Origin of the sequence: Streptomyces albidoflavus (assembly GCF_000719955.1) — a bacterium.
GTDB lineage: Bacteria > Actinomycetota > Actinomycetes > Streptomycetales > Streptomycetaceae > Streptomyces > Streptomyces albidoflavus.
In genome coordinates this window covers 1-13,907 of sequence record NZ_JOII01000046.1, presented here as the reverse complement: position 1 = coordinate 13,907, position 13,907 = coordinate 1, and the positions used below count along the sequence as shown (strand labels likewise).

The 13,907-nt window shown below is 74.5% G+C and carries 12 protein-coding genes; 7 read left to right on the top strand and 5 right to left on the bottom strand.

The annotated features are described in order from the left end of the window. Positions 1 to 139: 139 nt before the first annotated feature. A complete protein-coding gene (locus tag IF45_RS0128830; RefSeq protein WP_044474690.1) occupies positions 140 to 550 on the bottom strand; it encodes an STAS domain-containing protein in 411 nt (136 codons plus the stop codon). Between the two features lie 441 nt (positions 551 to 991). On the opposite strand from IF45_RS0128830, the gene IF45_RS0128825 reads away from it, so the two are divergent. Both IF45_RS0128825 and IF45_RS0128820 read left to right on the top strand, forming a co-directional pair. Then, positions 992 to 1,570, top strand: a complete 579-nt coding sequence (locus IF45_RS0128825) for an RNA polymerase sigma factor (RefSeq protein ID WP_008403983.1) — start codon at positions 992 to 994, stop codon at positions 1,568 to 1,570. Further along, positions 1,567 to 2,679 (top strand): maleylpyruvate isomerase N-terminal domain-containing protein, encoded by a 1,113-nt coding sequence (locus IF45_RS0128820; protein ID WP_030310452.1) that lies wholly within the window; start codon positions 1,567 to 1,569, stop codon positions 2,677 to 2,679. The genes IF45_RS0128825 and IF45_RS0128820 overlap by 4 nt, the downstream gene beginning before the upstream one ends. 36 nt (positions 2,680 to 2,715) lie before the next feature. Here the strand turns inward: IF45_RS0128820 and purU are convergent, their stop codons facing one another. Continuing rightward, positions 2,716 to 3,615 (bottom strand): formyltetrahydrofolate deformylase, encoded by a 900-nt coding sequence (gene purU, locus IF45_RS0128815; RefSeq protein WP_003950097.1) that lies wholly within the window; start codon positions 3,613 to 3,615, stop codon positions 2,716 to 2,718. A gap of 841 nt (positions 3,616 to 4,456) precedes the next feature. After that, complete coding sequence (locus tag IF45_RS0128810; protein WP_003950096.1) at positions 4,457 to 4,957, bottom strand: SCO4402 family protein; 501 nt, start codon at positions 4,955 to 4,957, stop codon at positions 4,457 to 4,459. 115 nt (positions 4,958 to 5,072) lie between these two features. Here IF45_RS0128810 and IF45_RS0128805 point away from each other — a divergent pair, with 115 nt between their 5' ends. Beyond that, positions 5,073 to 6,341 (top strand): ABC transporter substrate-binding protein, encoded by a 1,269-nt coding sequence (locus tag IF45_RS0128805; RefSeq protein WP_030310448.1) that lies wholly within the window; start codon positions 5,073 to 5,075, stop codon positions 6,339 to 6,341. Positions 6,342 to 6,371: 30 nt separating this feature from the next. Here IF45_RS0128805 and IF45_RS0128800 read toward each other — a convergent pair whose 3' ends face one another. Both IF45_RS0128800 and IF45_RS0128795 read right to left on the bottom strand, forming a co-directional pair. Next, on the bottom strand, positions 6,372 to 7,877 hold the full coding sequence (locus tag IF45_RS0128800; protein ID WP_030310446.1) for a hypothetical protein: 1,506 nt from the start codon (positions 7,875 to 7,877) through the stop codon (positions 6,372 to 6,374). Positions 7,878 to 8,151: 274 nt separating this feature from the next. Next, positions 8,152 to 9,534, bottom strand: a complete 1,383-nt coding sequence (locus IF45_RS0128795; protein WP_008404015.1) for an NsdA family TPR-like regulatory protein — start codon at positions 9,532 to 9,534, stop codon at positions 8,152 to 8,154. Positions 9,535 to 9,976: 442 nt separating this feature from the next. Between IF45_RS0128795 and IF45_RS0128790 the strand changes: the two genes are divergently transcribed. The 4 genes from IF45_RS0128790 to IF45_RS0128775 form a co-directional block, all read left to right on the top strand. Further along, entirely contained in the window at positions 9,977 to 10,630 is a 654-nt protein-coding gene (locus IF45_RS0128790) for a bifunctional DNA primase/polymerase (RefSeq protein WP_030310444.1), read from the top strand. A 139-nt stretch (positions 10,631 to 10,769) separates the two neighbouring features. Continuing rightward, positions 10,770 to 11,225 (top strand): DUF6003 family protein, encoded by a 456-nt coding sequence (locus tag IF45_RS0128785; RefSeq protein ID WP_008404018.1) that lies wholly within the window; start codon positions 10,770 to 10,772, stop codon positions 11,223 to 11,225. 152 nt (positions 11,226 to 11,377) lie between these two features. Beyond that, on the top strand, positions 11,378 to 12,226 hold the full coding sequence (locus tag IF45_RS0128780) for an ABC transporter ATP-binding protein (protein WP_030310442.1): 849 nt from the start codon (positions 11,378 to 11,380) through the stop codon (positions 12,224 to 12,226). Then, positions 12,223 to 13,907, top strand: a 1,685-nt coding sequence (locus IF45_RS0128775) for a hypothetical protein (RefSeq protein ID WP_037638730.1), incomplete at its 3' end; no start/stop codon positions are given. The genes IF45_RS0128780 and IF45_RS0128775, both read left to right, overlap by 4 nt.

Sequence of the window (13,907 nt, the reverse complement as noted above, 5' to 3'; positions counted from 1 at the left end):
CCCCGCCACGACCTGCGCCGATTCGCGGAAATCTGTGCCAGGACCGCAACACTGCGCCCCGCGCGGGACGGCGGGGGTCGCGGTGCGGGACCAGCCGGTCACGGCGCGGGGCGGTACGGGGCCGGGGAAGTGGGGCGGGTCAGGCGGTGAGGGGGCGCGTCTGCTCGTCCAGGGCGGCGGTGACGTCCGGGTAGACCTCGAAGAGCCGGCGTACGCCGAGCGCGGCGAGGACACGGTTGACGTGCGAGCCGTCCTCGGCCCCCTTGGCCGGGAGGATCAGCCGCAGACTGCCCTGGCAGGAGCGGATCAGGCGGCGGGTCGCGATCAGGACACCGACGCCGCTGGAGTCGCAGAACAGGACGTCGGAGAGGTCGAGGACGAGTTCGTGCCGTCCCTTCGCCACCACGTCGTGGACCCGCTGGCGCACCACCGGGGAGCTGACCAGGTCGAGTTCGCCCGCCACATGAAGCACGGCCCACCCGCCGTGCTCCGCGTCGGTCACTGTGAGCGCCACGCCGTCCTGCCTCCCGCTCGCTGATCCGGAAGCCATTCCTACGCTTCCGCTTCGTACGCGGCTGCCCGGCCGCACTCCCATGAAACACCCCCGTGCGTACGGTCCATGATCCAGCACACCCGGTCATGGCCGAATACCGCCCCTCCCTGGCCGGCCTGGCCGGTTCCGGCCGCTCCCCCGGCGCGATCAGCGCGATCACGCCGTCCCGCGCGCCCCCTCCCGTACCAAGCGCCCCGGCGGGCGCCCGGCGGCTCCGGGGCGTCCGGGGACTTCCCGGCGGTGTGCGCGGACTGCCGCCCACCCACTACCACCAGCACGTCCCCCGCGTCAGCACATTGCCGCAAAGGGGGGTGTGAACGCATTCCGCGCACTACATTGCCTCCCAGAGCCCGTGCGCGCACCGGCATTCCGGAGAACGGCCGGTTCACATCCGGCCATGTCCGGGCGGAACGGGCTCACGGACCGGGAGGGGGCCGTATGACGCCGGGGACACCGCGCGACCGGGACCGGCTGATGCGCGACCGCCTCCTCGACGGCGAGGCGGCCGCCCTCGGCGAACTCTACGACCGTTACGCGCCCCTCGTGCACAGCCTGGCCCACCGGGTCCTGGAGGACGAGCGGGCCGCCGACCGCGTCACCCGGGACGTCTTCACCCACGCCTGGGAGCGGCCGGGCGACTACACGCCAGGCGAGCGCTCACTGCGCTCCTGGATCGCCTCGCTCGCCCACCACCGCGCGGTCGAACTCCTGCGCGCCACCGGCGCCGCCGAGCACGCCGTCACCGGCCGCGGCAGCGCCGAGGAGCTGGAGCGGACCGTGCACCGGGCCGCCACCGCCGCCCGCGCCGACTACATCGTCACCGCCATGCCCGCCCCGCTGCGGGCCGCCCTGAACCTCGCCTACCACCAGCGGCGCGACCACCGCCAGACCGCCGCCGACCTCGGCGTCAGCGAGGAGGAGGTACGCCGCAGGCTGCGGCTGGGCCTCCAGATGCTGGCCACCGCCGGGGCGCCCCGGCCGCCGGGCGCGCCGTCCGCCTTCTCCGGTGCGATATGACCGCGGCCCGGCTCGACGTGGACCACCGCGCCCTCATGTCGTACCTCGGCGCCTGGGCGCTCTCCGCCTGCTCGCCCGAGGAGGCGGCGGCGGTCGAGAGCCACCTGCCCGAGTGCGCCCGCTGCGCCGAGGAGGCCCACCGGCTGCGGGACGCCGTCGGCCTGCTCCACCACGAGGAGCCGCTCGACCTCGACCCGGGGCTGCGCGCCCGCGTCCTGGAGAGCTGCCTGGACCGGCGCCCGCCGAAGATCCCGGTGCCGGAGTGGGCGGCCGCGTACGACACGGAGACGGCGCGGCTCGACGCGCTGCTCCAGGACATCCAGGACGCCGAGTGGCACGCGCCGGTGCGGCTGCGCTGGTTCGAGGGCGAGAAGCAGGTGGGACGGCGGACCACGGTCGCCGGGGTGATCGGGCACCTGATGACGGTGGACGGGCTGGTCGCGGTCGCCCTCGGCCTGGAGGACCCGCTCGGCGCGCGGACCCCGGCCCACCTGGTGGCGCCGGACGCCCGGACCGAGGCCCTGTGGAACGCCTCACCGCTGCCGCAGACCCGCTCGGTACGCCGGCCGTGGCGGGAGCAGAGCCACCGGCTGGTCAGCGCGCTGTCACTGGAGAGCGACCGCTCGGCCGCCCTGGACGTGGCGTACGGCGGGTACGCGCTGCCGCTGCGGGACTCGCTGCTGGACCGGGCCTTCGAGTGCTGGGTGCACGCCGAGGACATCGCGGGGGCGGTGGACTACCCGTACGACCCGCCCAAGCCGCGCCACCTCAACGGGATGATCGACCTGGCGGCGCGGATGCTGCCCGGGGTGATCGGGCAGCGGCGGCAGGCGGGGCTCGGCCGGGGTGTGCCCGAGCCGGGCGGGGTGCTGCACCTGGAGATCGAGGGCGCGGGCGGCGGCGACTGGTACATCGGGCTGGACGGGGCGGCCGGCGAGGCCGCGACCGGTCCCGGGCGGGCGGTGGCGCACGTGGCACTGGACGGCGTGGAGTTCTGCCGGCTCGCCGCCGGGCACGTGCAGCCCCGGGAGGCGGCGGCCGGGCAGGACGGGGACATGGACGCGGTCCACGAGGTGCTCTTCGCGGCGGCCTCGCTCAGCCGGATGTGAGGCGCGCCCGGATGGGCCGGGCGCGCCGGTGACGCCTCAGGCGAAGACGACCGTGCGGTGGCCGTTGAGCAGGATGCGGTGCTCGGCGTGCCACTTCACGGCGCGGGCGAGCGCCTGGCACTCGACGTCGCGGCCGACGGCGACGAGCTGCTCGGGGGTGACCTCGTGGCCGACCCGCTCGACCTCCTGCTCGATGATCGGGCCCTCGTCGAGGTCGCTGGTGACGTAGTGCGCGGTGGCGCCGATCAGCTTCACGCCCCGGGCGTGCGCCTGGTGGTAGGGCTTGGCGCCCTTGAAGCTCGGCAGGAAGGAGTGGTGGATGTTGATGATCCGGCCGCTGAGCTGCTTGCAGAAGTTCTCCGAGAGCACCTGCATGTACCGGGCGAGCACCACCAGCTCCACGCCCTCCCGCTCGACCAGGTCCAGGACGCGCTGCTCGGCCTCGGCCTTGGTGTCCTTGGTGACCGGGATGTGGTGGAAGGGGATGCCGTACGACTCGACCAGCTCGGCGAAGGCCGGGTGGTTGGAGACGACGGCGGCGATGTCCACCGGGAGGGCGCCGATGCGGGCGCGGAAGAGCAGGTCGTTCAGGCAGTGGCCGAACTTGCTCACCATGAGGACGATCCGCATCCGCTCCTCGGAACGGTGGATCTGCCACTCCATGCGGAAGGAGTCGCCGATCGCGGCGAAGGAGGCGCGGAGCTTCTCGACGGAGACCGGGGAGCCGGCCGAGAAGGAGACCCGCATGAAGAACAGGCCCGTGTCGTGGTCGCCGAACTGCTGGCTGTCCTCGATGTTGCAGCCGGTCATGAAGAGGTAGCTCGACACGGCGTGGACGATGCCTTGCCTGTCGGGGCAGGCGAGGGTGAGGACGTAGCTGTCGGTCGGCTCATCGGTGCCGGGCGGGGCGGCGGCCGGAACGGGCTGGTCAGTCATGCTGGCCAGGGTCCCATATCGTCTGGGCCGTGGCCTCACTCGCCGGCCGGGCTCGTTGGCCTGCGGCCCGGCTGGGCCCTCTTTCGGCCGGGCCCGGTTTGCCCGTACCGGTCACCGATCGGCCTCAAGCGCCGGCCGGGCTATTGGGTTCGCGGTGCGTTCGCCGGTTGGGACGGGCGGGGCCGCACCGGGGTACCTCCTCACAAACTGCAAGGTGCGGGGTCAGTCGCTTCAAGACGGCGCAAACTGCACACACGGCCGCCATACTCCAATTGACCCCGCACCCTGCAGTTTGTGAGGAGGTACCCCGGCGCGGCCCCACCCCACCCACGCACCGGAGAAACCGCGAACCTCCCAGCCCGGCCGGCGCTTGAGGCCGATCGGTGACCGGCACGGTCGAGACGGAGCCCGGCACACACTCAGCCCGGCCGGCGCTTGAGGCCAGTCAGTGACCCGCAGGGGCGGGGCGAGTAGGCCGGGGCGAAACCCAGCCACCGCCTACCCAATCCCAGCCCGGCCGGCGCTTGAGGCCGTCTTTGACCGGCACGGTCGAGACGGAGCCCGGCACACACTCAGCCTGGCCGGCGCTTGAGGCCAGTCAGTGACCCGCAGGGGCGGGCGGGCAGGCCGGGGCGAAACCCAGCCACCGCCTACCCAATCCCAGCCCGGCCGGCGCTTGAGGCCATCTTTGACCGGCACGGTCGAGACGGAGCCCAGCAACCAACAGCCCGGCCGGCGATTGAGGCCAGTCAGTGACCCGGGCACGGGCGAAGGCCGCCCCCCCAGTCGCGGCGCAGCCGGACCCCAGTGGGTGGCAGCCGGGGCCGGGGGCGAGTGGGGGTCAAGCGGCGCGCTTGAGGGTGGTCAAGGCGTCGAGGGTGCGCGGGGGCACATCGGGGTCGTCGCCATCGGCGGAGGCGAGGGCGACATGGGCCTGGCGGGCGGCGAACACCGCTTCGGACCAGCCGGGGTGCTGGAGGTAGACGGGCACGGCGGCGTCCGGCCCGACCTCGTGGAGTATCCGCAGCACCTTGAGCACCGCGGCGTCGACAAGCGCCGCCTCCTGCGCGTCCCGGAAGATCGTGCCGACGTACTTGTCGGCCGACCAGTTGTCGAGCCAGGTGTCCTCGACCAGGCGGTAGACGGCGTCGGTGACGTCCCCGTAGCCGGGGAGGCCGGCGAGCCAGACGTTCTGCTGGAAGGTGACGTCGGAGAGCATGTGCAGCCCTGAGCGCACATTCAGGCGCCAGCGCCACCACGGCATGTCGGTCATGGGCATGCCGCCCATGGTGGAGGAACGGCGGGCACGACGGGAAGACTTCTCCGAGCTTTGCACGGTCATGGATGGTACGTTCCCGGGCATCCCGCCCGCCGCGCACCCCCAATTCACCTGCCCGTTACGCGCTGTTGCACGCGGATGACGCCAGGTGTCGTCCGGGAGGGAGAGCGTGCGGCCCATGACCGGCCGCCGTTCCAGACGCTCGCCCGCCCGCCTCGCCCTCCTCACCGCCCTCACGGCGGCGCTGACCGCCGGCTGCGGCCTGCTGCCCGCCGGCGCCCAGGGCGGCGGACGGGAACCGGTCACGGTGATGACCTGGGCTCCGGAGCGGACGGGCGCGACCGACAAGCCGGGGATGCCCGCCATGGCCGAGGCGATCGCCCGCTGGGTCAACGCCTCGGGCGGCGTCGACGGCCACGAGCTGAAGGTGCTGACCTGCGACGACGGCAACGACAGCGAGGGCGCGGCGGCGTGCGCCCGGCGCGCGGTCCGCGAGGACGTGGTGGCAGTGGTCGGCTCGTACAGCCAGCACGGCCGGTCGTTCCTCTCGCCGCTGGAGGCGGCCGACATCCCCTACATCGGCGGGTACGGGGTGACGGGCGAGGAGTTCACCAGCTCGCTCTCCTACCCGGTCAACGGCGGCCAGGCGGCGCTGCTGGCGGGCAACGGGCGGCAGCTCGGCGAGGAGTGCGGGCGGGTCTTCCTGGTGCGGCCGGACACGGTCGCGGGCGACGCGCTGCCGGGGCTGCTCGACGCGGGGCTGGCCGGGGCGGGCGCGGGCGCGGCGGTCGACGTACCGGCGCCGGAGTCGGCCCGTGAGTACACGGCGCAGGCGGCGCGGGTGCTGTCGGCGGGCCCGTCGGGCTCGGCGAAGCCGGACTGCGTCACGGCGGTCCTCGGCGACCGCACCGACACCTTCTTCGACACCTTCCGCCGGGCGCGTGCCGCCGAGGGCCGGGACGTCCGGATCGCCTCGGTCCTCGGCGGCGTCGACCAGTCCCTGGTGGACCGCACCGGCGGCGCACGCGGCCCGTACGAGGGCGCCTACGTCACCGGCTGGTACCCGGTGGCCTCGGACGACCGGTGGGCGCCGATGCGCCGCGTCATCCGCGACCACGCCTTCGACGACAACCGGATCGACCCGGCCGACGCCGGAGTCCAGACCACCTGGATCGCCTACGAGGTGCTGCGCCGGGCCGTCGCCGAGGTGGACGCGGACCGGGTCACCGCCCGTGCGGTGCACCGCGTCCTGGACGACGGGCTGAGCGTGGAGACCGGCGGGCTCACCCCCGAGCTGCGCTGGCGGTTCGAGGACCTGCTGGCCGCCCGCGACCATCCGCGGCTGGTCAACGCCGAGGTCACCTTCCAGACGGTGCGCTCGGGCCGGCTGACGGCGACGGGGTCCGGGCCGCACGACCTGACGGGGACGCTGGGCGCCACCCCGTGAGGCGGTGCGGCGCCGGGCCGCCCGGAGCGGTCAGAGCTGGGTGGGGGTGTGCTTGGTCAGGCCGTACTCGGTGGCGATGGAGTTCCAGAGCGGGGCGGCCTCGTTCTTGGCCTTGGTCGCCTCGCCACTGGCCCGGTTGCCGGCGGCGTGCTGGCCGGTGGAGCGGGCCTGGCCGTCGCGGCAGGCGCGCTTGCCCTTGGTCTGGTCGGCCCAGGTGGCGTACCGGTTGTCGGCCTCGGCGGAGGCCTTCCACGCCTTGGTGAGGGCGGCGGTCAGCCGCTGGTGCTCGGGGAGCTTGTCCACCTGTATCTCGCCGAGCCGGCGGACCAGGTCGTTCCGCTGCTTGGCGGCGTCCCGCAGGTCGGAGGCGGCCTCGTCGAGCGACTCGCACTTCTGGATGTTGGCGACCGAGCGGATGACGGCGGCGCGGCTGTTGTTGCTGTCGGCGAGGAGCTTGTCGAGAGCGACGGCCTGCTCGCGCACCGGGTCCACGGACGGGGAGGGCGAGGGCTTCTCCTCGGCGGGCGCCGAGGCCGAGACGTTCTCCGGCTCGCCGGACTTCTTCTCGTCGTCCCCGCCGCCGCTGAGCAGCGCGCCCGCGCCGAGGCCGAGGACGGCGCAGCCGACCACGACGGCCGCGACCAGCGGCCCCTTGGAGCCGGTACGGCCCCTCGGCTCCGGCTCGGCGGCCTTGCGGGCGGCGGCCCGGCCGGCGGGCGGCTGGGCGGGCCCGCCGTAGCCGGGTCCGGGCTGGGGGCGGCCGGGGTCGACGCGGGGCATCTGCTGGGTGGCGCCGGCGGCGCCCCCGTCGGCCGGGGCGGAGCGGAAGAGGTTGTCGAACTCGGCCGGGGGCTGGCGCTCGCCGGGCTCCTGGCCGTATCCGGCGGGCGGTCCCTGGGCGGGGACCGGGGGTATGTACTGGGTGGCGTCCTCGTCCGGGGACGGGGGCTGCGCGTGGCCGCCGGTGCCGGGGTGGTGGGCCGCCCCCGAGGGGGCCTCGGGCGGCAGGGCGCCGGGCAGCGGACCGGCGCCGGCCGGGTTGCCGGAGACCGGAGGGATGTACTGGGTGGCGCCCTCGTCGTAGGGCTGCGGCTGCGCGGGCGGCACGGGCGCGATGAACTGCGTGGCGTCCTGGTCGCCGGCGGGCGGCAGGGTGGGCGGCAGCGGTCCGGCGCCCTGCGGGCTTTGCGCGGGCGCGCCGGAGCCGTACGGCGGCGGGGGCTGCCCGTGCGGCGGCGGGTAGCCGTAGCCCTGGGGCGGCCCGGCCTGCTGGGGCGGCGGGTAGCCGTACCCCTGCGGCGGTCCGGCCTGCTGCGGGGGCGGGTAGCCGTAGCCCTGCGGGGGCTGCGGCGCGCTGTCCCAGGAGGGGGCCTGGCCCGTGCCGTACGCGCCGGGCTGCTGGGCGGTACCGGGCTGCCGGCCGCCCCACTGCTGTTCCTGCCCCTGGTACCCGCCCCAGGGCGCGGCCGGGGCCGGTCCCACGGGGTCACCGGTGGTTCCGGGCAGCAGGGGAGAGCTGCCGTCGCCGGGGTGCACGACACCTTCGCGTGCCGGACCCGTCGGGCGTGGGTGCGGCTCTGCGCCCTGTCCGCTCTGACTCACCGAGGACTCCTACGTAGGGGGGAACTTCGTCATCGCCGGTTCACGCTACCGGGTTCCCTCCGTACGGTGCCACGCAGCTCAGGGCGGACCGGCCCCGCCTGGAGGCCGGGCCGGCGGGGTGTAACAGAACGCGGACCGAAGGCGCTGTTGACGGCCATACGGCGGCCACCGGCCGTTCACGGGCACAGCTGGAGGGGGCCGTTCCACCTCAGGCCGCCCGCAGTTCGAGGCGGGCGCCGAACTCCCGTACCACCGGCTCGTCCTGGAAGGGCGTCAGCCGCTGCTGGAGGTCGTCGAGGTACTCGGTGCCGCGGCTGGAGCGGAGCGTGCCGAGGAGTTCGGCGGCGCGGGTGCCGGTGTGGCAGGCGCGCTCGATGTCCCGCTCCTGGACCTGGGCGGCGGCGAGCAGGGTGAGGCCGATGGCGCGCCGCCTGACCCGGGTGACGGGGTGGCCTGCCAGGGCCTGTTCCGCGTACCGGGCGGCCTGGGCGGGGCGGCCCAGGTCGCGGTGGCAGTGGGCCAGTTCGTCGGCGAGGTAGGCGTGGTCGAAATGGCTGATCCACACCGGGTCGTCGGCGCTCTCGGTGCCGGCCTGCTCCATGGAGTCGGCGGCGCGGCCCATCGCGGCGTCGGCGGCGGAGCCGTCGCCGAGGAGGGCGTGGCCGCGGGCCTCGGCAGCGTGGAAGAGGGCTTCGGCGCGCGGGGTGGCCCGGCCCTTGGCCCCTTCCTGGGCGGCGCGGGCGAGCTGGGCGATCTCGCGCGGGTTGCCGAGCTGGGCGGCGAGGTGGCTCATGGAGGCGGCGAGGACGTACCCGCCGTACCCGCGGTCACCGGCGGCCTGGGCGAGGCGGAGGGCCTGGATGTAATAGCGCTGGGCCAGTCCTGGCTGTCCGGTGTCGACCGCCATGTATCCGGCCAGCTCGGTGAGGCGGGAGACGGCGGAGAAGAGTTCCCGGCCGACCGCCTCGCGGTAGGAGCCGGCGAGCAGTCCGGAGACGACGCTGTTGAGGTAATGGACGACGACGGGCCGCACGTGCCCGCTGCCGTACTGGTGGTCGAGGTCGACGAGGGCCTGTGTCATGGCGCGCACGGCGGCGACGTCGGCCTGGCCGACGCGTGGCCCGGCCTGGCGGCTGACCTGGCCGTCGGGGACGGAGATCAGCCAGTCGCGGCTGGGCTCGACGAGGGCCGAGGAGGCGACCGTGGAGCCGGAGAGGAAGTCGCGGCGGCCGACGTCGCTGCGCCACAGCTCGCAGACCTGCTCGATGGCGCCGAGCACGGTGGGCGAGAACTGGAGGCCGACGCCGGAGGCGAGGTTCTTGCCGTTGGCCATGCCGATCTCGTCGATCGTGACCGTACGGCCGAGTTTGCGGCCGAGTGCCTCGGCGATGATGCCCGGGGCGCGGCCGCGTGGCTGCTGGCCGCGCAGCCAGCGCGCCACGGACGTCTTGTCGTAACGCAGGTCCAGTCCGTGTTCGGCTCCGCACATGTTGACCCGGCGGGCTAGACCGGCGTTGGAACAGCCCGCTTCCTGGATGAGCGCCTGCAGCCTTTCGTTGGGCTGGCGCGCGACGAGTGGCCTGGCGGCCATGGCGTACCCCCTGCTGTGCACCGTGGTCCATCGGATGGGCCTGAGGGACCCGCTCCCTCAGGCGGTGGTGGCTGTCTGTCACCGTCCTGGCGTGATCAATGCCCGGACAGTGCGCGGAAGATGCGCGCTTATCCGGAAATGCCCCTCTGTCCGTTTCTTCGAACGGACGCGCTGTGTACCGTTTTTCACTCCAGGGAGTGAGGTTGCGGAGCCGAACCCCCGTGGGGCCGGGGCCCGTCGGGCCGGTAGCGGCGTACGGACACGCCGACCCGCCCCGCCGTCCCCCCGTCCTTGGCTACCCCGGGCCCGCCCCCTCCGCTCGTACGCGCCCCCACAGATGCCCCCGTGCGCCCCAGGTGCGGAATCGATGCGCCATCCCGGCGCACGCGGGGGCCCGTAACCCGAGGTGGGTGCGGGAGTTGAGCCGGGCGTGGAAAAGACCATGGGAGTCAGAGCGGCCGGGCAGATCCCTCAGCAGCGCGGCGAGCAGCCGCTGGACACGGCGGTGCGGTACGCCGAGGAACGCCATTGGGACGTGGTCCCCGGCGCCTGGCTGGAGGCGGTCGCGGGCACCGAACGCTGCTCCTGCGGCGAGGCCGCCTGCCCCGCGCCCGGCGCACACCCGGCGCACACCGAGTGGCAGGCGCAGGCCACCGGCAGCGCCACCGTCGTCCGCAAGCTCTGGACGGCGCAGCCCCGGGCCTCCGTCCTCCTCCCCACCGGCCGCGCCTTCGACGCGATCGACGTCCCCGAGACCGCCGGCTTCCTCGCGCTGGCCCGGATGGAGCGGATGGAGCTGGCGCTCGGCCCGGTCACCCGCAGCCCCGACCGCCGTATGCAGTTCTTCGTCCTGCCCGGCGCCGTCGACAAGGTCCCCGGCCTGGTCCGCTCCCTCGGCTGGCTCCCCGCCCGCCTCGACCTGACCGTCCTCGGCGCGGGCGACTACGTGGCCGCGCCGCCGACCCGCTTCGGCTCCGCCGGCGCCGTCCAGTGGGCCTCCCGCCCGACCCAGGCCAACCGCTGGCTCCCGGACGCCGAGAACGTCATCAGCCCGCTGGCGTACGCGTGCGGGAGGGATGTCGGCGCCGGGGTGTGATCCCCCGGAAGCGTGAGCGCGGGCGGGCAGGGCGGACCGGACGGGCCGCGTGCCCGCCCGCCTGCCGTGACAGGGCGTTTCCTGGGTACGTGTGCCGCACGGCACTCCACCCGGCCTTGTATCTCTCTGAGGAGCACCGATGACCGATGACGCCTACCTCGTCCTGCTGGAGGGCCCGGCGGTGCCGCTCGGCACTCCCCTGGCCGCGACCGGCCCGCTCGCCTGCCTCGACACCCCGGCGGTACGGGCGTGGCTGGCGGCCCACGAGGTCACGGCCACCTCGCCCCGCCTGTACCTCGTCCCGCCCGAGGAGACGGCGGCCCTCCCCGAGGACGCGGAGAAACTGCCCGTCCCGCTCAGCCCCGAGGAACTGAGCACCGTACGCACCCGGAACGCCCCGGAAGCCGTGGCCGGCGTCGAACGGGAGCTGCGCGCCTACCGCTCCTGCACCGAGGACCGGGAGGGCCTGCTGCGCCGTGCCCTGGCGGCCGGGGTGCCGGCGCACCGGGTGGCGGAGCTGACCGGGGAAGAGCTGACGGCAGTGAAGGCGGCCGCCGCGGAGCGCGGCACCGAGGCTGCGGCGACCCGTTCGTAAACCCCTCCGACCTGCGAGTACGCGCTTTATCCACAGGGCGGCGCGGGCCTTCACCGAGGTTGTCCACAGGCTTGCTCGCGTTTCCCCGTCCGCCCGTAGGGTGTGGGCCATCGGGGGCGGAACACCGTCCGACGGGGACGAGAGGGCTGGACATGAACAGGGAGAACGAGCAGGCCCGCGCACGTGACGAGGCGGCCGCGACCGCCGTCTCGGGCGCGGGGACACCGAAGGCCGCCGTGCCGGCCGTGCGGGTGCGCGGGCTGTGGAAGCGGTTCGGGCAGCAGACCGCCGTGGCGGGGATCGACCTGGAGCTGCCGGCGGGCAAGTTCATCGGCCTGGTCGGTCCCAACGGCGCCGGCAAGACCACCACCCTCTCCATGGTCACCGGCCTGCTCCGGCCCGACGAGGGCACGGTGGAGGTGGTCGGCCACGACGTGTGGCGCGACCCCGCCGAGGTCAAGGCCCGCATCGGTGTGCTGCCGGAAGGGCTGCGCCTCTTCGAGCGGCTCTCCGGCCGGGAACTCCTCGCCTACATCGGCCGGCTGCGCGGCCTGCCCGGCGAGGTCACCGACCAGCGCGCCACCCAGCTCCTCGACGTCCTCGGCCTGGCCGGCTCGCAGCACAAGCTGGTCGTGGACTACTCGACGGGCATGCGGAAGAAGATCGGCCTCGCCTCGGCGCTCCTCCACAACCCCGAGGTCCTCTTCCTCGACGAGCCCTTCGAGGGCGTCGACCCGGTCTCCGCGCAGACCATCCGGGAAGTCCTGGAGGGCTACACGGCCTCGGGCGCCACCGTCGTCTTCTCCAGCCACGTCATGGAACTGGTCGAGTCGCTCTGCGACTGGGTCGCCGTGATGGCCGCCGGAACGATCCGGGCCGACGGCGCCGTGGCCGAGGTGCGCGGCGAGGCCGCCTCCCTCCAGGCCGCCTTCCTGGAACTGGTCGGCGCCCAGGACCGCAGCACCGGCGGCACCCTCGACTGGCTGGGCGGTGCCCGATGAGCGACCACGCGACGACGGCGCCCGCGCCGCTCCCGCCCGCCGCCGCCGGACCACCACCGCCCCCACCGGGCGGCCGGCCCCTCACCGCGACCCTGGTCCGCCTCAAGCTCTCCCTGCTGCGCAATGGCTTGCGCCAGTCCTCGGGCCGCCGCGCCGCCTACATCGCCTCCGCCGTCGTCTCGCTGCTCTTCGCGGCACTGCTCGTCCTCGGCCTGGTGGCGCTGCGCGGCCACCCCTACGCGCCGACGGTCACGCTGAGCCTGACGGCGGCGCTGGCGCTCGGCTGGGCGGTGATGCCGCTGTTCTTCCCGAGCGGCGACGAGACGCTCGACCCGACCCGGCTGGTCATGCTGCCGCTGCGCCCCGAGCCGCTGGTCCGCTCGCTGCTGGTGGCCTCGCTGGTGGGGCTGGGCCCGTTCTTCACGCTCTGCCTGCTGACGGGGTCCCTGGTGGCGCTGGCGCACGGCTGGGCGGCGGCCGCCGTCGCGATACCGGCGGGCGTGCTGGCACTGCTGGTCTGCGTGGCGCTGGCCCGGGCCGTCGCCGCCGCCAACACCCGGCTGCTGACCAGCCGCAAGGGCCGCGACCTGGCCGTGCTCAGCGGGCTGATCATCGCGGTCGGCGCCCAGGTGGTGAACTTCGCGGTGCAGCGCATCGGCTCCGCGGGCGGCCTCTCCCAGCTCGACCCGGCCGTCGCCGTGCTGCGCTGGATACCCCCGGTGTCGGCGCTCTCCTCGGTGGCGGAGGCGGGGCGCGGGCAGTGGGGCCAGGCCCTGGCGCAGCTGGTGCTCACCGTGGCCGCCCTCGGACTGCTCCTGCTGTGGTGGCGGCGTTCGCTGACGAAGCTGATGACGGCACCGGACGGCTCGACCCTCGGCGCCGCCGAAGGCCCGGCCCGCAAGAACCGCGCCGACCGCACCTCCCGCCTCACCCTCTTCTCCTACGCGCTCGCCCCTGCGGGCCGGGAGCGGGAGCGGACGGCGGCGGTGATCGAACGGTCGCTGCGCTACATGTGGCGCGACCCGAAGACCAAGGCGGCGTGGATCACCTCCCTGGCGATCGGCCTGATCGTCCCGGTCTTCAACGCCGTCCAGGGCTCCGGCTCGGTCTACCTGGCGTGCTTCGCGGCGGGCATGCTCGGCGTCCAGATGTACAACCAGTTCGGCCAGGACACCTCGGCCTTCTGGATGGTCGCCCTCACCATCTCCTCCGCCCGCGACGCCTACGTGGAACTGCGTGCCCGGGCCCTCGCCCTGCTGACGGTCACCCTGCCGTACGCCACCCTCGTCACCGTCCTCACCGCCGCTCTGCTCGGCGCCTGGACGGAACTCCCCGAGGCCCTGGGGCTCTCCTACGCCCTGCTCGGCGCCATGACGGCCACCGGCGCCTGGGCCTCCGCCCGGTACGCCTACTCGATCCCGCAGGAGGGCAACAAGAACGTCGCCCCCGGCCAGGCAGGACTGGCCTGGATCAGCGTCCTCGGCGGCATGGTCGCCGGCGCGGCCCTCTGCCTGCCGCTCCTCGGGCTCCAGATCGGGCTGCACGTGGGCGGGGCGCACGGGTGGCTCTGGGTGATGCTTCCGGCGGGGGTCGGGTACGGGGTGCTGCTGGCGTACGCGGGGCTGCGGGTGGCGGCGCCGAGGACGGCGGGGCGGCTGCCGGAGATTCTGGGGGCGGTTAG

Coding starts and splice junctions, on each gene's coding strand:
- IF45_RS0128795 (WP_008404015.1), bottom strand. CDS start 9,534: ATGGCCGCCAGGCCACTCGTCGCGCGCCAGCCCAACGAAAGGCTGCAG.
- purU (WP_003950097.1), bottom strand. CDS start 3,615: ATGACTGACCAGCCCGTTCCGGCCGCCGCCCCGCCCGGCACCGATGAG.
- IF45_RS0128825 (WP_008403983.1), top strand. CDS start 992: ATGACGCCGGGGACACCGCGCGACCGGGACCGGCTGATGCGCGACCGC.
- IF45_RS0128830 (WP_044474690.1), bottom strand. CDS start 550: ATGGCTTCCGGATCAGCGAGCGGGAGGCAGGACGGCGTGGCGCTCACA.
- IF45_RS0128805 (WP_030310448.1), top strand. CDS start 5,073: ATGACCGGCCGCCGTTCCAGACGCTCGCCCGCCCGCCTCGCCCTCCTC.
- IF45_RS0128785 (WP_008404018.1), top strand. CDS start 10,770: ATGACCGATGACGCCTACCTCGTCCTGCTGGAGGGCCCGGCGGTGCCG.
- IF45_RS0128810 (WP_003950096.1), bottom strand. CDS start 4,957: ATGACCGTGCAAAGCTCGGAGAAGTCTTCCCGTCGTGCCCGCCGTTCC.
- IF45_RS0128790 (WP_030310444.1), top strand. CDS start 9,977: ATGGGAGTCAGAGCGGCCGGGCAGATCCCTCAGCAGCGCGGCGAGCAG.
- IF45_RS0128780 (WP_030310442.1), top strand. CDS start 11,378: ATGAACAGGGAGAACGAGCAGGCCCGCGCACGTGACGAGGCGGCCGCG.
- IF45_RS0128820 (WP_030310452.1), top strand. CDS start 1,567: ATGACCGCGGCCCGGCTCGACGTGGACCACCGCGCCCTCATGTCGTAC.